The 22,940-nt window shown below is 41.4% G+C and carries 25 protein-coding genes; 5 read left to right on the top strand and 20 right to left on the bottom strand.

Features of this window, described 5'->3' with window-relative positions; translation table 11 throughout:
- Positions 1-8: 8 nt before the first annotated feature.
- The 5 genes from gpsB to R0K30_RS01795 all read right to left on the bottom strand — a co-directional run bounded on the left by gpsB (position 9) and on the right by R0K30_RS01795 (position 5,049).
- Positions 9-314 carry a cell division regulator GpsB gene (gpsB, locus tag R0K30_RS01815; RefSeq protein ID WP_410608739.1) on the bottom strand — a complete coding sequence of 102 codons (306 nt, stop codon included), beginning with the start codon at positions 312-314 and terminating at the stop codon, positions 9-11.
- A 75-nt stretch (positions 315-389) separates the two neighbouring features.
- Complete coding sequence (locus R0K30_RS01810) at positions 390-932, bottom strand: SLOG family protein (RefSeq protein ID WP_410608737.1); 543 nt, start codon at positions 930-932, stop codon at positions 390-392.
- A 49-nt stretch (positions 933-981) separates the two neighbouring features.
- Positions 982-1,215: a spore coat protein CotD gene (gene cotD / locus R0K30_RS01805; RefSeq protein WP_256498722.1), complete on the bottom strand. Its 234-nt coding sequence runs from the start codon at positions 1,213-1,215 to the stop codon at positions 982-984.
- Between the two features lie 315 nt (positions 1,216-1,530).
- Positions 1,531-2,778, bottom strand: a complete 1,248-nt coding sequence (locus R0K30_RS01800) for a ribonuclease H-like domain-containing protein (RefSeq protein ID WP_410608734.1) — start codon at positions 2,776-2,778, stop codon at positions 1,531-1,533.
- Between the two features lie 24 nt (positions 2,779-2,802).
- Positions 2,803-5,049, bottom strand: a complete 2,247-nt coding sequence (locus R0K30_RS01795; RefSeq protein ID WP_099728455.1) for a DEAD/DEAH box helicase — start codon at positions 5,047-5,049, stop codon at positions 2,803-2,805.
- A 160-nt stretch (positions 5,050-5,209) separates the two neighbouring features.
- Here R0K30_RS01795 and R0K30_RS01790 point away from each other — a divergent pair, with 160 nt between their 5' ends.
- Positions 5,210-6,328, top strand: a complete 1,119-nt coding sequence (locus R0K30_RS01790; RefSeq protein WP_410609151.1) for an NADH-dependent flavin oxidoreductase — start codon at positions 5,210-5,212, stop codon at positions 6,326-6,328.
- 54 nt (positions 6,329-6,382) lie between these two features.
- On the opposite strand, the gene R0K30_RS01785 is transcribed toward R0K30_RS01790, so the two are convergent.
- Entirely contained in the window at positions 6,383-6,889 is a 507-nt protein-coding gene (locus R0K30_RS01785; protein WP_099728453.1) for a PTS sugar transporter subunit IIA, read from the bottom strand.
- A 167-nt stretch (positions 6,890-7,056) separates the two neighbouring features.
- On the opposite strand from R0K30_RS01785, the gene R0K30_RS01780 reads away from it, so the two are divergent.
- On the top strand, positions 7,057-7,476 hold the full coding sequence (locus tag R0K30_RS01780) for an Hsp20/alpha crystallin family protein (protein WP_410608732.1): 420 nt from the start codon (positions 7,057-7,059) through the stop codon (positions 7,474-7,476).
- 19 nt (positions 7,477-7,495) lie between these two features.
- On the opposite strand, the gene R0K30_RS01775 is transcribed toward R0K30_RS01780, so the two are convergent.
- From R0K30_RS01775 to R0K30_RS01765, 3 genes are all read right to left on the bottom strand, one after another.
- The gene (locus tag R0K30_RS01775) at positions 7,496-7,945 is read right to left on the bottom strand and encodes a YppG family protein (RefSeq protein WP_099728451.1); all 450 of its coding nucleotides are present in this window, start codon (positions 7,943-7,945) and stop codon (positions 7,496-7,498) included.
- Positions 7,946-8,050: 105 nt separating this feature from the next.
- Positions 8,051-8,431: a YppE family protein gene (locus tag R0K30_RS01770; protein WP_230030313.1), complete on the bottom strand. Its 381-nt coding sequence runs from the start codon at positions 8,429-8,431 to the stop codon at positions 8,051-8,053.
- 48 nt (positions 8,432-8,479) lie between these two features.
- Positions 8,480-8,713, bottom strand: a complete 234-nt coding sequence (locus R0K30_RS01765) for a DUF5446 family protein (protein WP_230030314.1) — start codon at positions 8,711-8,713, stop codon at positions 8,480-8,482.
- Positions 8,714-8,909: 196 nt separating this feature from the next.
- Between R0K30_RS01765 and sspM the strand changes: the two genes are divergently transcribed.
- Positions 8,910-9,014, top strand: coding sequence for an acid-soluble spore protein SspM (sspM, locus tag R0K30_RS01760; protein WP_099728448.1), 105 nt, complete (start codon positions 8,910-8,912; stop codon positions 9,012-9,014).
- A gap of 22 nt (positions 9,015-9,036) precedes the next feature.
- On the opposite strand, the gene R0K30_RS01755 is transcribed toward sspM, so the two are convergent.
- Positions 9,037-9,993 (bottom strand): DUF2515 domain-containing protein, encoded by a 957-nt coding sequence (locus R0K30_RS01755; RefSeq protein WP_230030315.1) that lies wholly within the window; start codon positions 9,991-9,993, stop codon positions 9,037-9,039.
- A gap of 46 nt (positions 9,994-10,039) precedes the next feature.
- Here R0K30_RS01755 and recU point away from each other — a divergent pair, with 46 nt between their 5' ends.
- Both recU and R0K30_RS01745 read left to right on the top strand, forming a co-directional pair.
- Positions 10,040-10,675 (top strand): Holliday junction resolvase RecU, encoded by a 636-nt coding sequence (gene recU, locus R0K30_RS01750; RefSeq protein WP_410609149.1) that lies wholly within the window; start codon positions 10,040-10,042, stop codon positions 10,673-10,675.
- A gap of 19 nt (positions 10,676-10,694) precedes the next feature.
- Positions 10,695-13,388, top strand: a complete 2,694-nt coding sequence (locus R0K30_RS01745; protein WP_230030316.1) for a PBP1A family penicillin-binding protein — start codon at positions 10,695-10,697, stop codon at positions 13,386-13,388.
- A 227-nt stretch (positions 13,389-13,615) separates the two neighbouring features.
- On the opposite strand, the gene R0K30_RS01740 is transcribed toward R0K30_RS01745, so the two are convergent.
- The 10 genes from R0K30_RS01740 to panB form a co-directional block, all read right to left on the bottom strand.
- On the bottom strand, positions 13,616-14,125 hold the full coding sequence (locus R0K30_RS01740; protein WP_099728054.1) for a YpoC family protein: 510 nt from the start codon (positions 14,123-14,125) through the stop codon (positions 13,616-13,618).
- Positions 14,122-14,784, bottom strand: coding sequence for an endonuclease III (nth, locus tag R0K30_RS01735; RefSeq protein WP_099728055.1), 663 nt, complete (start codon positions 14,782-14,784; stop codon positions 14,122-14,124). The genes R0K30_RS01740 and nth overlap by 4 nt, the downstream gene beginning before the upstream one ends.
- A gap of 17 nt (positions 14,785-14,801) precedes the next feature.
- Positions 14,802-15,506 (bottom strand): DnaD domain-containing protein, encoded by a 705-nt coding sequence (locus R0K30_RS01730; RefSeq protein ID WP_099728056.1) that lies wholly within the window; start codon positions 15,504-15,506, stop codon positions 14,802-14,804.
- Positions 15,507-15,604: 98 nt separating this feature from the next.
- Complete coding sequence (gene asnS / locus R0K30_RS01725) at positions 15,605-16,897, bottom strand: asparagine--tRNA ligase (protein ID WP_256499675.1); 1,293 nt, start codon at positions 16,895-16,897, stop codon at positions 15,605-15,607.
- A 115-nt stretch (positions 16,898-17,012) separates the two neighbouring features.
- Positions 17,013-17,498, bottom strand: coding sequence for a cell wall elongation/penicillin-binding protein regulator TseB (gene tseB, locus R0K30_RS01720; RefSeq protein WP_256498728.1), 486 nt, complete (start codon positions 17,496-17,498; stop codon positions 17,013-17,015).
- A 12-nt stretch (positions 17,499-17,510) separates the two neighbouring features.
- Complete coding sequence (locus R0K30_RS01715) at positions 17,511-17,681, bottom strand: YpmA family protein (protein WP_410608725.1); 171 nt, start codon at positions 17,679-17,681, stop codon at positions 17,511-17,513.
- Between the two features lie 132 nt (positions 17,682-17,813).
- A complete protein-coding gene (gene dinG, locus R0K30_RS01710) occupies positions 17,814-20,606 on the bottom strand; it encodes an ATP-dependent DNA helicase DinG (protein ID WP_410608723.1) in 2,793 nt (930 codons plus the stop codon).
- Between the two features lie 113 nt (positions 20,607-20,719).
- The gene (panD, locus tag R0K30_RS01705; protein WP_230030318.1) at positions 20,720-21,103 is read right to left on the bottom strand and encodes an aspartate 1-decarboxylase; all 384 of its coding nucleotides are present in this window, start codon (positions 21,101-21,103) and stop codon (positions 20,720-20,722) included.
- The gene (gene panC, locus R0K30_RS01700) at positions 21,096-21,962 is read right to left on the bottom strand and encodes a pantoate--beta-alanine ligase (RefSeq protein ID WP_230030319.1); all 867 of its coding nucleotides are present in this window, start codon (positions 21,960-21,962) and stop codon (positions 21,096-21,098) included. The genes panD and panC overlap by 8 nt, the downstream gene beginning before the upstream one ends.
- A complete protein-coding gene (panB, locus tag R0K30_RS01695; protein WP_230030320.1) occupies positions 21,959-22,798 on the bottom strand; it encodes a 3-methyl-2-oxobutanoate hydroxymethyltransferase in 840 nt (279 codons plus the stop codon). Before panB ends, panC begins: the two co-directional genes overlap by 4 nt.
- Between the last annotated feature and the right edge of the window lie 142 nt (positions 22,799-22,940).

Below are 22,940 nucleotides of genomic sequence, written 5' to 3'. Positions count from 1 at the left end.
GGCATGACTCAATCATAAAGTTTGCTGCCAAAAACGTGTTTCTCAAGATTAGATAGTCTTTTTAAAATATCAAAGTTCGTTGTATTGGACTGTGCAGGCTGTCTTTTCCCTTGTTCAACTGCTTCTTCAAGCTGTTTTGACAAGTAAAGGTTTTCTTGTTGAAGCTTTTCGATTTCTTGGTTGAATGTCTCATAGTCTTTAATGACCATATCTAAAAATTTATCGACTTCTTCTTGTTTATACCCTCTGACACCTGTTTTAAATTCTTTTTCTAAAATTTCTTTCGCAGAAAGCTTTACTTTATCAGCAAGCATCTTTTTCACCTCATATCGTGAATTCATAGTATATTTTTTCAGAAATACGTGACGTTGTCAAATTTTCTCTTGCTTTTAGTCAAAAAACGGATCTTCCGCCTCAACCTGTGCTCTTAGATCATCCATTGTGATATACATAATTGGGTAATCGGTATAGGTTTCAGCTTCTCTGATCATATACTTTGGAGAGCCCTCATGCTCGGGATCATAGAGGACGAGAAGACCATCTGTTTTTTCAATAAAAAAGCGGTTCTTTTGTTTAAATTGTGCCGGACTTTCATACGGTCTATGCGTGACACTTTCTACAAAATCTGTTTGTGCAAGAATGCCTTCATACAACTCTTTATTTTGTTCATTCCAGCGCTCTTCTTGTTCATAAAATGGCGTAATGACAGCAAGTTTTAAAGCTGGATACTCCTCTTGAAGCTCTAACACCACTTCGGCTGTCCAGATTTCAGCACCTAGCTGACCCGATATGAGAACCCATTCCAGCCCCCCTTCGATAAGGGCTGTCAGCCTTTTTTGAAGCTCCGCTTTTATGTATTGAAGTGCAGGCTCGTCTTGTTTGAATATCCCAAGTTCGAATGGCTTGTACCCTGTGACAGCAATAATTTTCATTTTTTCACCTGCTTTTAAAAAAAGGGACTTATAAAAGTCCCATTTCACGTTATCTGTTACAGCAAGGTCCACCGCAGTTAAAGTGTTGATGTGTTGCCGGGTCCACCTGAGAAAACGTATGCGGGAAGTAGTGAACATGTTGGAAGTTTTGATGGTGAACATTTGTCACATGCTGCGGATGGATGTGCGGCACAATTGTTGTTGACTCGCTGTGTGTACAGCAATGATTCGTCGGATGAACAATTGGCTGTGTAACATTTGGCTTGCAATGATGATGGTACATGTAGCATTCCCCTCTCCTTGAATTTCTTACATTAACAATGTATGAATGAAGAGGTGTACATGTACTAATGCATTAACCTATTTTAAAAGTTTGCAAGAAAAACATCTTTATAATTCGAAAACACAAAAGCGACCAAAATGACAACAAGAAAAAACAAGTAAAAAAGACCCTTATACATGCTCTACGCTCCTCATTCAATATCTAACGTTATTTTACAGGATTCGTGACTTTTCTACAATAAAAGTGCTAAACAATTTTTATTTTCGGCCGATAGCCGAACGTTGTCATTTCTTGCGCTTTCCCAGGCAATAATTTTCATTGCCCAGCTTTCCTTAAGAGCCGCTTTTTTCGCTTTTCAAGTTCTTTCATGTCGCGTTCACTTAAAGACGGGAGAGATAATAATGATTGAGTGATCGAAAGAGCTGACGTCGCATTTTTTTGACGATGCTCTTCATACTTCGCAAGCTCTATGCCCGCTTTTAATGCTAAATGGACATCGTTTGATTCAAATAGATCTTTCCATATACGGATAGCTTCATCCCACTGGTTTAATCGTTTGTATTGTAAGGAGAGATCATAAGCCGCTTTTTTCGCATGCTCAAACTCAGCATCCGTTAATTCTCGCAAATGCTTCGTTGCTTCCTGTACATCACGATGAGCAAGATGCCATTTAGCAAGTGCGTATTTCTCATCGTTTTCCTTCACCGCATCCACAGATAATATTTTTTTGGATAGATGAATGTAGAGGCTGATTAACGATAAGACGTCTAGTTCATTATGAGTCAAGATCCCTTCAATCAACTTCGGATTTTGTTCCTTTAGAAAATGAAAATAGATCATCGGTGCCAAGAACCCTGGCGTGTCACCCTCTCGATGGACGTGCAGCTCTTCCTTTTCTACAACAGAAAGAGCCATCCGTTCATATTTGTGCTTCCACAATCGTCTAGATCCGTGCAGAAGATCAAAATGGCCAAATTCCGGAAGTGCAGGTATTTGATCGCGTAATAACGTATGTCTCGTTTTCACTTGCGGCCAATCGAATGATTTTCCATTATATGTAACAAGGGATTCTACGTCCACTTCATTAAGAAAGCTTTTGTACAGCGCTGCTTCATTTCCTGGATTGGTGAGCAGATGCTGTTTCACCACCACTTTGTCTGTAAAAACCCGCGCATGTCCTAGCAAAAAGATCATATTTCCCGTCCCGCCAGATAAACCTGTTGTTTCTGTATCAAAGAAAAACAGCTCGTGCGGCTTGTACCCTTTTGCAGAAAGAGAATGCTGGATCTCACTTTCGTTCCAAGCATCGACGATCTTCGGCAGTTCTGCAAACGAATACAGTCCATGCTGATCACCTAATTGATAGGTGACTTCTCGAATCAGACAGAAAGAGTCCTCAAAGTAGTAAGGAGCTGCACCCAATTGCTCCCACTTTTTTAAAAATGGGATGTTTTCTGCTGTCACAGGTTGAGTTTGTTCTTCTTTTGTTTCCTGCCGCTTTTCATCTGTCTGATTGTGCGAAAGGTGCTTTTTCATTCTGTTTAATTTCCCTTTTAAAGACATGAGAAGGTGTCTCCCTCCTTTTCCTTAAAATACCGACATCAATTCAACGATGCTGCTTTTTCCGCTCACCTCTTTCATTTCCATGCCAATACAGGATGGACAGCCATTCTCACAGCGGCAGCGCTCAATCAGCTGAATGGCCGCACGGGCAATTTCATCAAAACGAGCTTGAACTTCCTTGCTTAAGCCGATTCCGCCAGGATAATGGTCATATAAAAAGACAGTCGGCTTTCCGGTATGAGCTGCTTTAATTTGAGAAACGACATGAATATCTGAACGGTCACACATCACAAAAGCGGGTACAATATGCTGAAGAACATTTGCGATGCCAAGCAGCAGCTGCTCAAGTGTTTTCTCTTCGAATCGACGTTCTGCTTCATGTAATTCAAACCAAGTGGCACTCGTATGAATTTCTTCTTCAGGTAAGTGAATCGGACCGGATCCTATATTTTCACCAGACGATAACCGGATTTTTTTAAAAATCGTCGGCATTGCGTTTACGGTCACATCACCGTAGTGAACAGATACCGCTTCCTTTTCCGTTGTCTGATCAATTTCAAGCACCTTCAATTGAACAGCTAAATTAGCATCTGTATAGTATTCTACATCTACCTGTTTCACATAAGCCTTCAGGTGCTCGTAATCTAGCTTTTCCACTTGATACTGAACGCCTTCATGTAAATAAATCGCTTCATCATGAAGTAACGTCATCGCACTGAATCGATCCATCTCACCAATAATCCGAACATTCGCTACATCTGATTGATCCACAATAACCACATTTTCCTGGCTTGCAGACCGCAGGCTGATGCCATGCGCTGGAAACGATTGATCTGACCAATAATACCGGTTGCCGCTAAAATGAAGAACCCCCTCTTCATGTAAGTATTGCAAGATTTCTTCTACATCCATGCCGCCAAACTGTTCATCCTCTCGAAACGGGAGCTCGTAGGAAGCACATTTGAGATGGTCGACTAAAATAATGAGGTTTTCAGGATTGATTCTGGCTGCTTCAGGCGGTCTGTTAAAGAAATATTCAGGGTGTCTGACGATATATTGGTCAAGGGGTGATGAGCTAGCCACCATGATAATGAGTGCTTCCTCGTGACGCCTTCCAGCACGGCCTGCCTGCTGCCACGTACTTGCTACACTACCAGGATACCCCGTCATGATACATACCTTTAACTGGCCAATATCAACCCCTAATTCTAGTGCGTTCGTGCTGACGACGCCTAGTATATCTCCATCTCTTAACCCCTTTTCAATCACGCGCCGCTCTTTTGGTAAATAGCCCCCGCGATAACCACGAATCGATTTCGGACCAATCTCTTTTTTCACTAGCTCTTGAATATGACTTAAAATCACTTCCACTCTCACTCTGCTTCTAGCAAAGACGATCGTTTGGATTTTTTCTTTTAAGAATGTTTTAGCCAGTTGATTGACAACAGTGGCCGCACTTTGTCTAATGTTTAATGGTTTATTGACGACTGGCGGGTTGTAAAACACAAAATTCTTTTTACCGCTAGGCGCTCCGTTTCGTTCAATGAGGTGCACTTTGCTCCCGGTCAGCTGCTCTGCAAGCTCTTTCGGATTCGCAATCGTTGCGGATGTACAAATAAAGATCGGATCACTTCCGTAAAATGCACAAATTCGCTTCAACCTGCGAATCACATTGGCGACATGACTGCCAAACACGCCTCGATATGTATGAAGCTCATCAATCACAATATACTTCAAATTCTCAAACAAACTGACCCATTTCGTATGGTGAGGCAAAATGGCTGAATGCAGCATATCCGGATTTGTGATGACAATATGTCCTGCCTGCCTGACGCGCTGGCGAACAGCTGGGGAGGTGTCCCCGTCATATGTTTCACTATGAATCGGAATATCCATCTCGTGGATGATTTCGTTTAATTCACTTTTTTGATCCTGCGCGAGCGCTTTTGTTGGGAATAAATAAAGAGAGCGATTGGTCTGGTCTTCTGCGATCGACTGAAGAACAGGCAGATTGTAGCAAAGCGTTTTACCTGAAGCTGTTGGTGTGACAGTGACCACATGCTCCGCGTCCATCACACGTTCAAAGGCTTCCTTTTGATGAATATATAGTTCTTTCACGCCTCGTTTCTCAAGCGCCTTTTTCAGCCTGTCGTTCACTCTTTCAGGAACCGGAGAGGTCTGTGCAGGCTTCGCTTCAATTTCATGCCAATGTTCTACCTGTTCGTCTTTCTTTAATTCTTCTATGAGTTCGTTCATTGTTTTCTTTTTCATATCGCATCACCTCTCATTCATAGTGTACCGAATATTTGTTTGCATGACTAGGCGGCAATTTTTTGATGCGCCGCTCGTGAGCAAATATTTTGATGTGTTGTAACAGTATCTATTACACTTCTATAGTGAAATGATTTTATCAAGGAAGAAGATGATGAGATTGAAAAACGAATTTAAGCCTTTATTTGAACCATTTACATTTCCAGGAGGTGCCTCTATTGACGGCCGGTTGGTCGTTGCTCCAATGACACACTTCGGTTCTCACGAGGATGGCACCATCTCAAAGGAAGAAATTGATTTCATTACAGCTAGATCAAGTGAAATGGGCATGGTCATCACAGCATGTGCGAACGTTACTCCAGATGGAAAGGCCTTTGAAGGACAGCCTTCTATCGCAAGAGATGAAGATATACCTGGTCTGAAAAAACTAGCTTCTGCGATCCAGGCAAAAGGAACAAAAGCCATCATTCAAATTCATCACGGCGGCTCTCAGGCCCTTCCTCATTTAGTTCCAAACGGTGATGTGGTTGCGCCTAGCGATGTGTTCAAAGATGGAAAACAAATTGCACGCGCTTTAAAAGAAGAGGAAATGACTCATATTATCGACTCATTTAAAGAAGCGACAAGACGAGCGATTCAAGCAGGGTTTGACGGCGTGGAAATCCACGGAGCAAACGGGTATTTATTACAGCAATTCTACTCCCCGCATAGTAATCAGCGTACAGATCAATGGGGAGGAAGTGAAGAAAAACGTCTAGCATTCCCTATCGCCGTTGTGGATGCAGTCAAAGAGGCGATCAAGGAGCACGTGACAAAACCATTTATCTTTGGATATCGACTATCCCCTGAAGAACCAGAAACACCTGGTTTAACAATGACAGAGACATTCACGTTAGTTGATGTTCTCAAAACAAAAAAACTCGATTATTTGCATATCTCTTTAATGGAGATTGACTCTAAAGCAAGACGAGGCGCAGATTCTAACAAGACACGTATGGAGCTATTAAAAGAGCGCTGCGGTGATACCCTTCCACTAATCGGTGTTGGCAGCGTCATTACAGCCGACGATGCATTGAGTGCCTACAATCAAGGGATTCCGCTGATCGCTGTCGCACGAGAGCTAATCGTTGATCCTGATTGGGCAAAGAAAATTAAAGAAGGACGAGAAAGCGAGATTGAAACCGTCATTAAACGCAGCCAAAAAGACAAGTACCTGATTCCAGAGGGATTGTGGTCTGTCATGGAAGCGAGTCAAGGCTGGGTCCCGATGGAGGATTAATTTCATTAAAAAAACTACCCTATCATGTGAGGGTAGTTTTTTTGTGCTGCATGATTATTTCACTTTAACCGTAAAGAGCTTAGAGGTCTGTTTTTCCACAGATCCCTTTGGTTCTTTATCAAGTCGTTCGATCAGATCACCATTCATGATCACAATGGGTGTCACTGTGCTTGCTGCTTTCTCTTCAATGAGTTCTAAATCACATGTAATGAGAGGATCACCGGTCTTCACTTTATCCCCTTCTTTTATGTGCGCTTCAAAACCTTCACCATTTAACCCAACTGTTTCAAGTCCGATATGAATCAGAAGCTCAAGCCCTGAGAGTGTTCGAATTCCAATTGCATGTTTTGTATGGAAGAGCTGAATGATTTCACCCTCTACTGGTGACACAATGGTGCCACTTTTTGGTTTGACTGCTACGCCGTCTCCCATCATCTTTTGTGAAAAGACTGGATCTGGTACATCAGTCATATCCATTAACTCTCCATCAGCTGGAGAATAAATGACTTCTTCCTTTACATCATCTTGGTTTTTTCCGAAACCGAATAATTTTTTCAGCAATGTCAATTTGCTCCCTTCAAGCTTTGCTCCTAGATCTATTCAGCGTATGAAACTTACGCTCATACACCTTGCTTCATTCAACACTATTTAATCATAATTTTTTCCGCTCATCAATTGATAACCGCCTGAGCCCTTTTTGCATAGGCTGTAGATGAGAGGTGATTTAAATGAAACAAGAAGACGAAAAAAAACATGAATTGTTGGCAAACGAGGAAATTCTGCATGAAGCAATTGAACAATTTTTTGCATCCTCCCCGTTTCACGAAATTTTAAATAGTGCGGAGGCGCTCATGACCACATCCCATTCACTTGCATCGATTACAACCGATGTGACAGAAGATGATCAATTTGTGTATATTGAGATCCAATTTCCAGACCATTTTGTCGAAGGTGATATTGCGCTAGAAGTCAAAGCCCAATATTTACACTTATCGGTACAGGAGAAAATCAAAACGGACACGACTTCCTCCTTTTCTAGCTTTACCAAAACCATTTTAATGCCTGCAAAAATAGATGAAACAAACATGAAGAGTGTGTGGAAAGATCAGTCACTTCGCGTGACCGCACCAAAGCAAATAACCCAATAGATGCTTCTATTGGGTTTTGCTATGCTTTAAAAATGCTTGTAAATCCTTTCGCCAATGACCCCACTTGATTCATCGTACTCATCATTTGCCCAGCTGTATCAAACAATTTGTTAAAGTCGTATTGCCCATTCGTCTTTTTGAACTGTGACAGCACACTTTTAAATTGAGATGATTGCTGTTTTTGCGGTCTTGGCAAAGGATAAGGATTCATAGGCTGCTGCATGGGCATCATGCCTGACTGCTGCATTTGCGGCTGATTGATTGCTTCTGGCTGCTGAAAAGGCTGGAAATTCTCTTGGTATCCATAAGGCGGTTGATAGGCAGCAGATGGCGCCTGGCTCATTCCAGCTTGATATGGAGGCATGAAATATTCTGGAGGCTGCGGAGGCTGCTGCATGTCTGAATACGGTAAAGGACCTTGCTGGAATTGATTGAATTCATATGGCTGCTGGTTTGAATAAGGGAACATATATCTCGCTCCTCGCTCTCAAAACATATTGATGTCACTCATATATTATGATCAAAAACAGAAGGTGTGCCTAAAGCAGCCATAAGAAAAACGCAGGATATTTCATCAGCTGCGCTTTTTGATTTCTTCTATTAGAAGGTTCATTGTGTAAATCACCGACTCAACTAAATTTTTCACACGGGGTGCGTGCTGTTTGCCAAAATAAGATTGCAGAACAACCTCTTTTCCATTTTCTTGTACGGCTTCAAGCTGTTCTTGATGTAAGTATCTAGGTTTGGCCTGATGAATAAACGAGATGGCAGCGGTGAGCCACTCTTCCATTTGCTTGTCAAATTTGACAACGGCCGGCTGAATGTCCTTGTAAAAATCATATGATGGATATTCCTCTTCAGCCTTTCCCTTTTGGTACTGCTCATATGCTTCTTCGATCCATATTCTCAGCTCTTGTGTATGTTCAAGTAATGTTTGATTATCCAAAGTGTTCACCTCTATGAACATCCTATCAAACGTTTCCTTATTGCTCAAATATGAAAGCTACCCAGCGTGATATGCCGGTCTTGCCATCAGTTTATACTCTGCTTCATGAATCTTACATTCACAATCCTTCACTTCTGATTCAAGCCGGTCAATGATTTGTTCTTGCTCCTCTTTGACTGCGTATGTTGTTTGCTGGACAGCATGAGACAGCTCAGCTTCCACTGCATCAATTTTCCGCTCGATTTCCTCTAACAACTGCATAATGGATTCTTTTGATACAAATTCGCTCATCATCAGATTCCTCCTTTATCGTCTCTCGTTACATTCTCTTTTCTTTCACACCCTCCTTCACACATGACAAAACTAGAAGCAAATCGCCAATCTAAGTGAAGATGAGCGCTATTTCTTCATTTTCGACATGTGCTTGTCCTTCTTTGTATGATTGCGTCCGATTCTGTAAATTCTAAGGACAAAGGAGGTAGATTTCATGAAAAAGCAGCCAGCACCAAAAGAGCAAAAGCCGAAAGAGAAAGAAAACAGTACAGATCAGCTTGATAAAAAGCTCGGCGGCCCTAATCGTCCATCCACGTAAAAAAGCAGGTACCCCCTGCTTTTTATTTATGCAGAAAATAGTGCTCTAATGAGAAAAGAAAGCGAAGCTGCCTTTTTTTATGGAAATACCAGTCGGTCAACTCGATTTGTTTTGGTAACGGTTCTGCATCGAATAAGGCTGGATTCAATTTCCTTTGAAACCAATCTTCCCGTTGATCGTCTAATGAATGTGTCATCACCGGATAAACCGTTCGAAGAAAAGGTGTTGACCTTCTAGCGATCCCTAAAAACGGTTCAAAATCAAACCGAGACCCCGTATGAGGAACGGTATGCAAAAAATGATAAAAATCCGAAAATAAGTCGGCTCGAAATAATAGTTTCGCTAATTTTTTTCCTAATGTAATGCGCTCCTTTACATGGGAAAACTTTCGTATAGTTAACCCGTACAAATGCCCGTCCACCGTTGGAAAAACGACGGTTTGAAAATGTCCCCACTCGCTGAAAAGATATTGAATCGAGTGAAAAACATTCTTTTTCAGAAGAGGATTTTGTATAATAGGAGATTGTATAGTATATTGTTCATTTATGATGAGTGCATAAAGCAGGCGCTCTGTGTCACGCTTTAGCCAAAAACGTTCCCACTCAGCGCTCATAAAACGAGACACGCAAAAATATGGAAGCAGATGAAATAAAGGTTTGCTGCAACGCTTTGACCATTCATACAAGAGAAGCTGCGGGTAAGCATCTGAAAAGATCAGCCAATTCGCTCTTTCATATGCTGTGAAAAATAGGTGTCCCTGCTGATCAGTTAAACCTGGATGAAAGAGCTCGCCCTTTAAATCCGTCATGGACCAACCAGCATTTCTCGATACAAAGGAAGCAAGCAGTGACCATTTCATTTCTGGATGGCGGTCATAAAAGCGCTTGTAAGCATTTGTCCTCGTCAGGTTGTCCTTATTTTTCGCTTTCGTTTCTCGTAAAATATGCTGAGTAATGATGTACTCTTCTTGTGACAACATGGTGATCTCTCCAATACAAAATGCATTAAAAGGAGGCTGAAACTTGATGATTCGGTATCCAAACGGAAAATCGTATCAGCCCATTCAACAAATTGGGACAAAAAAAAGAATCAGCGGCGAATCCTCTTATAGTAATCGCGGGATGACGCTTGAAGCTGATTTAAATGAAACCAACCAGTACTATTTGGTCAACGGGATCGCAGTCATTCATAAAAAGCCTACCCCAGTTCAAATTGTAAATGTGGATTATCCGAAAAGAAGCGCTGCTGTCATCAAAGAAGCTTACTTTAAACAATCATCCACAACAGACTATAACGGGGTGTATAAAGGGCGCTATATAGACTTTGAAGCAAAAGAAACCAAAAGCACAACCTCGTTTCCGCTCAAAAATTTTCATGAGCACCAAATTGAGCATATGAAACAGGTTGAAAAGCAAAGCGGTATTTGTTTTGTTATTATATCCGCATTTGGCTCCGTTTATTATTTGTCCGCTTCTGACCTCTTCTTCTTTTGGGAGCGCCAGAAGCAAAAAGGCCGTAAATCCATTAGCAAAGAGGAATTATTGGAAGCTGGCCACTTAATGACACTTGGATATTCGCCAAGAATTGATTATATTAAAGTAGTGGAGACACTTCATTTTTCGGATGAAAGTGAGCAATATTTACGTTCGAAAAAGGTTTAACACGAAAGGTTGAGATGTGATGTCTGATCAATTTACAAGTCGTGAACAGCGACGTAAAGCAAGTCAAGAAAACAATAAGAAGCAAAAGAACAAAAAAGGCAAAAAGAAAGCAGGTCTATTTAAAAAAATATTTTTATCTTTACTCGTGATCGGTCTTCTTTGTTTAGTTGCCGGAATCACAACTTTTGCCGTTTTTGCATCAAGCGCTCCTTCTATTGATGATAGTAAGCTCAAAACACCGTATTCTTCAAAGCTTTATGATAAAGACAAAAAAGTGTTTGCAGAAGTCGGTGCAGAAAAAAGAACGTATGTCTCGATTAAAGATATACCCGATGTGGTAAAAGAAGCGTTTATTGCGACTGAAGATGCACGTTTTTATAAACACCACGGGATTGATCCAATCCGTATTGGCGGTGCACTTGTCGCAAACGTCGAGGACGGTTTTGGTGCTGAGGGTGGAAGTACGATTACACAGCAGGTTGTGAAAAACACCCTTCTTAACAACCAAAAGACATTAAAGCGTAAAGTACAGGAAGTATGGCTCTCGATTCAGCTTGAGCAAAAATACTCTAAAGATGAAATTTTAGAAATGTATCTAAACCGAATTTTCTTCACGCCTCAGGCTTATGGCGTTGGAAAAGCGGCTGAACAATTTTTCGGTGTCACAGATTTAAATAAACTAACCGTTGCACAGGCTGCCACACTTGCAGGTATGCCGCAGAGTCCTTCTGCCTATAACCCAGTCAAACATCCTGAGGCAGCGGAGAAACGACGTAATATCGTTTTAAGCCTCATGAAAAAACAAGGCTACATTACAGAGAAAGACTATGACGTTGCAAAAGCAACACCTGTCAGCAAAACCGTCGTCTCAGCTGATAAATATAAAAGCCAAAACTCAAGTAAGTACTCTGCTTATATTGAAGAAGTCATGGAAGAAGTACAGAAAAAAGCCAAAGTTGATGTATCAACAGATGGATTAAAAATCTATACATCACTTGATCGAAAAGCACAGGATCACCTAGATGATATTATCAATGGAGATGCTGCTGGATTTACGAAAGGCATGCAGGCGGGTGTCACCCTGCTTGATACGAAAAATGGTGAAATTCGTGCTATTGGCGGTGGACGTGATGTACCAGCCGGCGGATTTAACTATGCGACTGATGCAAAACGCCAGCCAGGATCTACAATCAAACCAATCTTAGATTACGGTCCTGTCATTGAAAACAAAAAATGGTCAACATATCAGCAAATTGATGATGCACCGTATACGTACTCAAACGGTACACCGATTAATAACTTTGACAGAAGACATTTAGGGAAAATGTCGATGAGAAGTGCTTTGGCACAATCACGAAACATCCCTGCCCTAAAAGCATTCCAAGAAGCAGGCACAGACAATGCCGTTCAATTCGCCAATAACTTAGGCATGGACTTACCGTCTGATATTCCAGAGTCCTACTCAATCGGTGGATTTGACGAAGGGGTCTCCTCCCTGAAGATGGCTGGAGCATTTAGTGCATTCGGTAATAACGGATACTATAACGAACCGCATGCTGTCACGTCTGTTGAGTTTAATGATGGAACAAAGCTTGACCTTACGCCAGATTCTAAAGCGGCAATGAGTGATTACACAGCATTTATGATCACTGATATGCTGAAAACAGCTGTACAATCTGGAACAGGTACACTTGCACAAGTACCGAACGTTCAAGTAGCTGGTAAAACAGGTACAACCAACTTTACACAAGATGATATGAATAAATACAATATCCCTTCTGGCGGTGCGAAAGATTCGTGGTTTGTCGGTTATACGCCGCAATACACAGCAGCTGTTTGGACCGGAATCGGTAACTCAAAGGATGCGGATGGCAAAATGTGGCTCACAAATTACGAGCAGCGCGTTGCCAAAATCGTCTTCCAGCGATTAATTTCTCAAATTGATGATGGAAGCGGCTCATTTGAAAAACCAGACAGCGTCGTTGAAGCGACCATTGAAAAAGGATCAGATCCAGCAAAATTAGCCGGACCAAATACACCAAGTGACAAGAAGACAACAGAATACTTCGTGAAAGGGACTGTTCCAACAAAAGTTTCTGACACATTTGAGAAAAAAGAAGCCGATAAGCCATCTGACTTAAAAGCGGTGTATGATGAAGAGAAAAAATCCATCACACTGACTTGGGGCTATGATGACGACGCAGATGCCACATTTAATGTGAAGCAGGCTGTCGATGACGGCGGCTATAAAGAAATTCAAAACAGTTCTGCTAAAGAAGCGGTCATCTCTGATGTGAAGCCTGGCTCCACATATAAGTTCCAAGTGACAGCGACTGTAGAGGATGTCACAAGTAAAGCGGCTTCTACCTTCCTCACCATTAAAGATGACGAAGATGAGGAAGAAAAAGCGGATGATGAGAACAAAGAAGAAGAGCCGCAGCAGCCTGATGATGAACAGACAGATCAGACTGACGATAACAAAAATCAAAACCCAGGCACTGATGAGCAGAAGCCAGATGATAAAAAGGATCAAGATCAAGGTGGAAATACGGAAAACGGCAATGACAATTCCGATAATGGCTCAGACAGTACAAATGGGAACAGCAACTCACAGAGTGATGCCAATAAAGATAAAAAGAAAGATGACGAGAAAACCAATTCTCAAAGCTCAAATGCCCAGTCAAATTCTACTTCTCGAAAAGAAGGCGAATAACGAAAAAGCACTTGCCATATGAGGCAAGTGCTTTCAGATTGTTGACAAAGGGCTAAAATGAACTTTATTTTAGCCCTTTGTCTTCTTTTCAGCGTGATAGAAAACCTTTGCACGAGTACCGGAGCGGAGCGAATTTGACATTCGTGAGCACCGGAGCGCAGACCTGACACCGAATGCGAGGGTTTGTCTACACGCTGAGCACTTGCCATATGAGGCAAGTGCTTTTTTTAACGTTGTTGTTTTAATTTTTTGAGTGCTTCGTATTTTCCATACTGCTTTTTTAATTCTGTATATAGCTCGTCCAGTTGAATAAAGCAGTGATATTGAGTAGGCTTCAGTAAAATGAACTCTAATCGTTCCGTCCAATTAATAGGAGCAACAGGAAATGTTTCTTGTTTGATGTCTTCCCATTCGAGCGTTTGAAGCCTCTTCCCTTTGATCCAGTAAAACATCGCAACCATACTGACGATTCCTTGCAGCATATCATCCTCTTCACAGCGGGATTTTCTTGTTTGAAAACGAGGAAGCATTTTTTCTTTTAATTCATTCCATAGTTCGAACATCACAGGAATAAATTCTTCTGTTTTCTGCCACGGAAGCTCGCCTGTTAAAGGCTCTGAAGAGAGGTCAAATGCGAGTGGATTGGCTCTAAGTATATCCATTCGTTCGCCTTTTATCGCTATCTTTTTCTCTTTTAGCTTTTCGACATATGAGGTGAATACAGCTGACCCGCTCATGCCAGCTTCACCAGCCCTTTTTTCAGCCTCTTCTGTCCTTCTCTACACATATCAAGAAGCGGACAGGACTCGCACTGCGGCCGCTGCGCCTTGCAATGATATCTGCCAAAAAAGATCAGGCGGTGATGCGTCACAGACCAATCTTCTTTTGGCACCTTTTTCATTAGGGTTTGCTCTACTTCAAGAACAGAATCCTTCCACCGGCAAATCCCAAGGCGCTTGCTGACTCGTTCTACGTGTGTGTCTACAGCAATGGCCGGCACTCCAAAAGCGACAGATACGACGACATTTGCCGTTTTTCGGCCAACACCAGGAAGCTTGACAAGCTCATCCCGGTCCTTTGGCACTTCACCGCCATATTCTTCAATCAGCATTTTGCTCAATTTTTGAATATTTTTCGCCTTATTCCGATAAAGGCCAATTGAGCGAATATCTTGCTGCAATTCTTCAAGCGGTACACTTAAGTAGTCTTCTGGTGTTTTATATTTTTGAAATAAAGTTTTGGTCACTTTGTTCACAAGTACGTCTGTACATTGAGCGGAGAGTGCGACAGCGATCACAAGTTCAAACGGATTTGAATGAACAAGCTCACACTCAGCCTCTGGAAACATATCTCCTATAATATCTAAGCACTCATTGATTTGTTTTTTTGATAACATGCCTTCTCCTTTATTGGTTATTGTTCCAGCCAATTATAAAAAGGAACTTGTCGTTTATAAGATGAAGTCTCTTCTTTTGAAGGTGTGGCTTTTTGCTGTGAACGGAAATGCTGGCTATGCTCTTTCGCTTCTTCCGCTGTTTTCAGCCCTTTCTTTTTCCACTCAAATAAAATTCGATCGATATAACGGAAATTTAATTTCCCTGATAAAACCGCTTCTCTAAGTGCTAAACGAATCATCGCCGCATCATGATGATCTTGATCCATCCAGATAGAGAGTGTTTCTCCTTCAAGAGGAGACAGCGGTCTGCCGAATTCATCTTCAAATAGTGCATATAAAGACTTTTCAGCCTGCACATGATTCTTTTGTGCTTCTTTCGCCTGTTTTGCTTCTAAAAAGTCATACAGCACGCCCCATAAAGGCTCTACTGAATACCGGTCATGCTGAATACCTGATCTGTCTTCAAACGGCTGAATCGAAATAAACCCCTTTTGGATTAAATGCTGCACCATATACGCACACTCTTCAGCAGAAATGGTCATGCCATGAGAAAGCTCTTCAAATGTTTGAAAGAAAACGCCTTGTTCTTCATTCATTTTAATCTTTAGCATCACCATCATTTGTGATTCATTCAGTCCTAACTGCTCATAATGAGCAATCAGCAAATTAGGCAAACTTGTCGAACCCATTTGCTGCATATTAATAAATTGCTGCCTATTCATCGGATACACCTCTTCACTTTAAGTATATCACGTTTTATTTCACGTGCCCTCCTAAAAAGACGTTTGAAAAAGCCTCCATATGTTGGAGGCTTTACGTCTTAAGGATATAAACGGTTTAATAATCTTGGGAATGGAATGGTTTCACGCACATGCGGCGCTCCGCTAATCCAAGCAACTGTTCGTTCAAGTCCAAGACCAAAACCTGAATGCGGGACAGAACCGTATTGTCTTAATTCTGTGTACCATTTGTAAGTTTCTTGATCTAACCCGTGTTCTTTTAGTCTTGCTTCAAGCAGCTCAAGATCATGAACACGCTCAGAGCCGCCGATAATCTCTCCGTAGCCTTCTGGTGCAATTAAGTCTGCACAAAGGACTACGTCATCACGGTCTGGTGCTGGCTGCATATAAAACGGTTTTAATGAAGTTGGGTAATGAGTGATAAACACTGGTTTATCATAGCTTTCGGCGATTGCTGTTTCATGAGGCGCTCCGAAGTCATCTCCCCATTCAATATCATCAAATCCTTTATCCTGTAAGAATTTGACCGCTTCATCATAAGTGATGCGCGGGAATGGTGCTTTGATATTTTCTAATTTAGCTGTATCACGGCCAAGTGTGTGCAGCTCCACTTTACAGTTTTCGAGTACACTTTGAACAACGTGAGACACATAATTTTCTTGATACTCAAGGTTTTCATTAAATTCTACAAAAGCCATCTCAGGCTCGATCATCCAAAACTCGATTAAATGGCGTTTTGTTTTAGATTTTTCAGCTCTAAATGTTGGGCCAAATGAGAATACTTTTCCGAGTGCCATCGCAGCAGCTTCCATGTAAAGCTGTCCACTTTGAGAAAGGTACGCATCTTCATCAAAATATTTAGTAGCAAACAGCTCAGTTGTTCCTTCAGGTGCACTTCCTGTTAAAATGGGCGGATCCACTTTCACGAAGCCTTCTTGATGGAAAAACTCATATGTAGCACGAATAATTTCGTTACGGATTTTCATAATGGCATGCTGTTTTTTTGAACGAAGCCATAAATGACGGTGATCCATTAAGAATTCTGTCCCGTGCTCTTTTGGTGTAATTGGGTAATCAGTTGCTTCGTGAATCACTTCAATGGATTTCACTTGTAATTCAAAACCAAGTGGTGAACGCTCATCTTTTGTCACTTGTCCTGTCACATAGACAGATGTTTCTTGTGTGACTGATTTCGCAAGCTTAAAGACATCCTCTTCCACTTCTGCTTTTACAACGACTCCTTGAATAAAGCCTGTCCCGTCACGCAGCTGCAAGAATGCAATTTTTCCGCTTGAACGTTTATTGGCAATCCATGCGCCGATTGTTACTTCTTCATCGACGTGTTTGAACACTTGATTAATAGTTGTTTTCAACATATTTCCCTCCAAAGCCAGAAAGAAACTCACCTTTTTAATAGGTGTGATTCTTTTTTCATACATTTTATTATAACCGTTCTAAATCAGCATGGTCAACGCAAGACAGGAGAAACTACGGTGTTAAATTTTTTTCCACTCGTCCTGTTGTAAAATCGACATAGCTGAAGCTATATTGGTTGTTCTCATTTAAGTACGTCACTTCCCAAAGGAGTACGTCACCTTCTCTTGCTAATTTGACATCCTTTACCTTAGAAACGGTGTTCTCCTTTTGAACAGCTTGTACTGCTTGGTTTGAGGTAATGCCTTCTTTTGCTTTTTTTTCGATCACTTTTTCTTTTTTGCTGGCAGGTACCCACACATAGGTCGTTTCATTTTGTTTGTTTTTTCCTTCAACAATAAATTGTTTTTCTTTCCCAACAAAGGTTTCCACTTGCTCGACCTGTACTATTTTTGCTTGTTCTTTTGCTCGTTCAATCGCTGCCTCATGACCTTGTTCTTTTTGCCCCATGGCAATCTGATAAATCCATGCAAAGCTGATGATGCCAATGAGTAAAACGAGAGCCACAACGGACGAAATAATCCAGACTATTCTTTTCATGTCAAGCTTCCCCTATGTGCGATATATTGTAAATATCGCTTGATTTTGATCTAATTGATCTAATGCTAACCCAAACATCAGATCTTCTCTTTTCAGCGTTCTGTTCAACAAATCAACGATTTTGTATAGGTCTTCTGAATGCTGAATGTGAACAGTTGAAAGTACCTCTATTTTACTTTCCACTTCTCATTCCTCCTCGGTACGTAAATATTGTTAGTCATACTTTTCTGCGCGGGAACCGATACTATTTTTACAACGGAACACAAAAAGCCGTTACGATAAATTAACTCCAAACCCACACCAGCTAAAGGCCGCTTATGACAGCGGCTTTTCGTTGTTTAGCTTCTCTATATACGCCGCAAGTGATTCCTTTGACATCTCATGGACAGGTGCATGAGGAAGTGATTCTAAAAAGAGTTTTCCATATGAAGCGGTTTTCACTCGGCGGTCTAAGATCAGCAATGTACCTATGTCCTTTTCAGAGCGAAGCAGGCGTCCTGCGCCTTGCTTGAAGGTTAAGACAGCTTCTGGAAGAGCAACGGCTTTAAACGGATTCTTCCCTTGTTTTTTAGCTGCTTCGCATTTTGCTTCAATGAGCGGTGAATCAGGCGGCCGGAAAGGAAGACGTGCCATAATGACAGTCGTCAGCTCAGAGCCTGGAAAATCGACTCCCTCCCAAAAACTACCCGTACCAAGTAAAATGGCTTGCTTTGCTAATTTGAACATTTTCGTCAATTTCACAGGGCTTCCACCTGTCAGACCTTGAGCAAACAGGGCTGATTGCATGCCTCCTGTTCTCAGCTCTTCATACACTGCTTTTAACATTTCATGTGAATTAAACAAGACCAATATCTTCGCTTTATGCTGCTTTTCCATGATCTTAATATATCCTGCTGCTTGCTTCACATAGTCTCGTTCATCACGGTTTGTAATTGGCGGCATGTCAGCCGGTACAATAACCTTGAGCTGTTTTTCAAGTTCAAAAGGTGAATCAATTTGGACAAGGTGCGGGTAAAAATCTTGCAGGCCAAATCGCTCTAAGCAATAATCAAAGCGATGGTTGACTGTGAGTGTTCCTGATGTGAGAACCACACTTTTTTTGTTCATAAAAAATAGATCAGCCAAAAGCTCCCCTGTATCTAGCGGCTGTGCATGCATAAAGACAGCATTTTTGGCACCCTTTGCATCAATTTCTATCCAAACCGTTTCATCGTTTTTCGGTTCAAAAATAAACCGGTACAGCGTACTGCAAAATGTATGCATAAACGACATGACTTGATCGTATTCCTCTGCTTCAAAGGCAAAGTGTTCTGTCAGCTGATCACTTTTATGAAGAAGCTCGTTTTTTTGCTGCTCATACAGCTTCTCACAAGCAATTAACAAGGAACAAAGCTTACTTGCTGTCTCTTTAATCCGTTTCCACTGAGCATGCTTTGAATGATGACGTACTCTATAAATGAGACGATTGATGTCTGCTTTTGGTTTTGTCCTTTTGACAAAAGAATGCACTGTGCTAAAGAAAGCGTCACTTTCCATTTGAAGCTGATTGAGATATTCATCCATTTCGATAAAGGTATCTGTCGATAAACCTGCACCGTGAAATCTCTTTTTCAGTTTCTTTAACAGTCCGCCTTGTAAGGAGCCAATCTGTGTTAATTTCGCATGAAGCTGGATATAAGATGCATTGTCCCCTAGTGTTTCATTGGCTGTTTTCTCAAATTGATGGGCTTCGTCAATCACATATACGTCTGCATGCTGAAAGATAGACGATGCCTCGGTTTGTGATAAGAGCAGGCGGTGATTCGTTAAAATTAAATCAGCTGTTTTTGCTCTTCTTTTGGCGCGTTCATAAAAGCAATATTCTTTAAAGCGGCGCTTTTTCGATGTAAACGGCATGTGCACACAGGAAATTCGATCTTTTATATTTGCAGCACCTGACGGTAAATTCAGTTCAGATAAATCACCCGTCTCTGTTACAAGGAGCCACATTAATATTTGCGCTTTTGTTAAGACAACATCATAGTTATCATCTTCCTCATGGAGTACGTGCTCAAACTTATCTAAACAAATATAATGTGCTCGTCCTTTGAATACACAGGCAGCTGGCTCAAATGGGAGCAATTGATTTAAAAGCGGCACATCACGCTGAAGCATTTGCTGCTGCAAAAGAATGGAATATGTACTAATAATGACAGGTTTTCCTGATTTCTTTGCCTCTAAAGCAGCTGGAATGAGATAAGCCAGTGTTTTCCCGATTCCTGGTGCCGCTTCAATTATAGCGTAGGCCCTTTCATGAAACACGTCTCTGACTTTATTCATCATCGTGAGCTGGCCTTCTCTTACTTCATAGCCTTCTAACGTTTGCGGAAGCTTCTCTTTTATCTCCTCAAACAGCTTTTCGTCGTCTGCGCCTACTGAATGTGTCGTATCATTTGTGCGATTGGTCACATCTTTTACAGCAAAAGAGCCGACTTCCACCAAAGAATCTTCCTGACTAGAATGACTCGTTTCAAGCTGCTTAATTAAAAGTCCAATATCACTTAAAAGATATGAGGATAATCTGCGCAGCTGCTTTAACACATTTGGCGGTGTATGTTTTAATTGGTGTAACAAGGTTAAAAATAACATGGCAGTAACTTCCGCATCACTATCCGCTCGGTGCGGGTGGTCATGTGGAAGCATGAGCTCTTCACTTAATTCAGTTAACTTGTAACCTTCAAGCTCAGGATAAAGAATTCTAGAAATCTCAACCGTATCAATCGCTAGCACATCCAGCTCATTTTTCCCGCATGCTTTTAGTTCATCATTTAAAAAGTTCAAGTCAAAATGAACATTGTGCGCAACAAAATAAGCGCCATGTATGAGGTCATACACCTCTTGGGCAATATCCTCAAAAAACACCGCATCGTCAACCATGTGCTGCTGAATGCCTGTCAGCTGTTCAATAAATCCAGGGATCGCCTTCCCTGGGTTCACATATTTTGAATACCGTTCGACAATTTGTCCATTTTCAATGACCACCGCAGCAATTTGAATGATTTTATCACCCTTCTTTGGTGAATTCCCGGTGGTTTCAATATCAACGACAACAAACCTTTGATCGGTCATAAAATGGACACCTCAATTCCTCGTTCCACTCGAAGTGAAACACGCTCTGGGCAATATAACTGAAACAGAACAGCTTCTTTTCATGAAACTGTCCTGTTTCCATGTAGCGTGCGTTATAAAATCGTTCTCGCAGGCTCTTGCCCAATCATTTGTTCAATTTGATTTTGTTTATTTAACACGACCACTTTGGGTGTATGTGTCTTTGCTTCTTCTTCTGACAACATCCCATAAGCGATAATGATGACTTCATCCCCTGGCTGAACCAATCTTGCTGCCGCACCATTTAGACAGATGACACCGCTTTTTCTTTTACCAGGAATAATATATGTTTCAAGTCTCGCTCCATTGTGATTATTGACAATTTGCACTTTCTCATTTGCCATCATGCCTGCCGCATCAAGTAAATCTTCATCAATTGTAATACTGCCTACATAATGTAAGTTTGCTTCTGTCACAGTCGCTTTATGGAGTTTAGAGGTCATAAAGGTTCTATACATGTTTTTCACCGCTTTCAGGAACATGGAAAATCACATTATCAATCAGTCTTGCGCGTGAGAATTTCACTGCAATCGCAATAATGACCTTACCTGCTAGTTGTTCAAGTGGTTCTAGTTGTGGATATGAGTAGATCTCAATATAATCAATTTCTCCACTTGTTTGAAGAAGCTCCTCTTCAACCATCTGATACATACGATGTAAATCACGTTCACCTTTTTCAACAGCTGCCTGTCCTTTTTTTAATGCCCGGTATAGAGCGGGTGCTTCTTGTCTTTCTGTTTCAGACAAATAGACATTCCTTGAGCTTTTTGCTAAACCGTCTTCTTCTCGAACCGTTGGAACAGACACAAGGTGAAGGTCGAAGAAGAAATCCTTGATCATCGCATCGATCACAGCGACTTGCTGTGCATCCTTTAGACCAAAGTATACATTTGTTGGTGAAACAAGATGAAATAGCTTTGTGAGCACAGTGACAACGCCGTCAAAATGCCCTGGGCGTTTCTTCCCGCATAAGACATCTGTCCGTTTTTGAACCGTCATCGTAATTGATGGTTCATTTTGATACATTTCCTTCACATCAGGTGTAAATAAAATATCCACTCCTGCTTCTTCTGCAAGGCGCTGATCTCTTTTGATATCCCTTGGATACGATTCAAAGTCTTCGTTCGGTCCAAATTGCAAAGGATTGACAAAAATGCTCATCACCACGATGTCATTTTGATCTCTTGCCTCTTTCGCCAAAGTCAGATGCCCTTCATGAAGAAAGCCCATCGTTGGTACAAAGCCAATGGAATACTGCTTTTCTTGATGCTGCTTGATCAGTTCTTTTAGCTCATGAATATGGGTGACAACGTTCATTTTTTGATTCCCCCATATAAACCATCAAGGACTTCTTCTTTGATATGAAATGTGTGCGTGTCCTCTGGAAATGTACGTGCTTTTACTTCTTTCGTATATTGAATGAGCGCTTCTTCTAGTACAGCATCAATTTGCGCGTATTGTTTCACAAATTTAGGTGTTCTAGACACCCCGTATCCTACCACATCATGGTAAACGAGAACTTGTCCGTCTGCCTCAGCTCCTGCACCAATTCCAATGACAGGGATCTTCAGCATGTCGCTAATGCGTTTTGTCAATTCACCAGGTACGCATTCTAGCACAAGTGCAATTGCACCTGCTTCCTCACATTTCAGGCTATCTTCAATCAATTTTTGAGCACTCTCGTGGTCTTTCCCCTGTACTTTATACCCGCCAAGCACACCAACTGATTGAGGTGTGAGGCCTAAATGACTGACAACAGGAATTCCGCCTCTTGTTAAAGCCTGAATGGATTCAAACACGCCATCTCCGCCTTCTAGCTTTAAGGCATCAGTACCGCTTTCTTGCATCATCCGTGCTGCGTTTTTCATCGTTTCTTCTAATGAATAATGATAAGACATAAATGGCATATCGGTCACAATAAATGTGTCTTTTGCGCCTCTTTTGACTGCTTTTGTGTGATGGATCATATCATCCATCGTGACTTGTACTGTGGAATCAAGACCAAGTACAACCATCCCAAGTGAGTCACCAACTAAAATCATGTCGACTTCCGCTTTTTCCGCTTGTTTTGCAGCTGGATAGTCGTATGCTGTCAGCATCACAATCGGTTCGTTTTGTTCTTTCATTTTGAAAAAATCTAGTTTTGTCTTCATTTGTTCCTCCTCATTCTGGAGAGGAGATGGCTTGCCTCGCATCACATGTTCTTTTCTCTCATGCGCGGCGAATCATCCCTCTGTCCAAGTCCCTTAGGATCAAGGCAGAAATTGATCAAATTTTTCTTCCTAACAGGTACAG

This window comes from Bacillus sp. SIMBA_154, assembly GCF_046536015.1.
GTDB classification, from domain to species: Bacteria; Bacillota; Bacilli; order Bacillales; family Bacillaceae; genus Bacillus; species Bacillus pumilus_P.
This window is presented reverse-complemented; position numbering and strand designations above follow the sequence as displayed.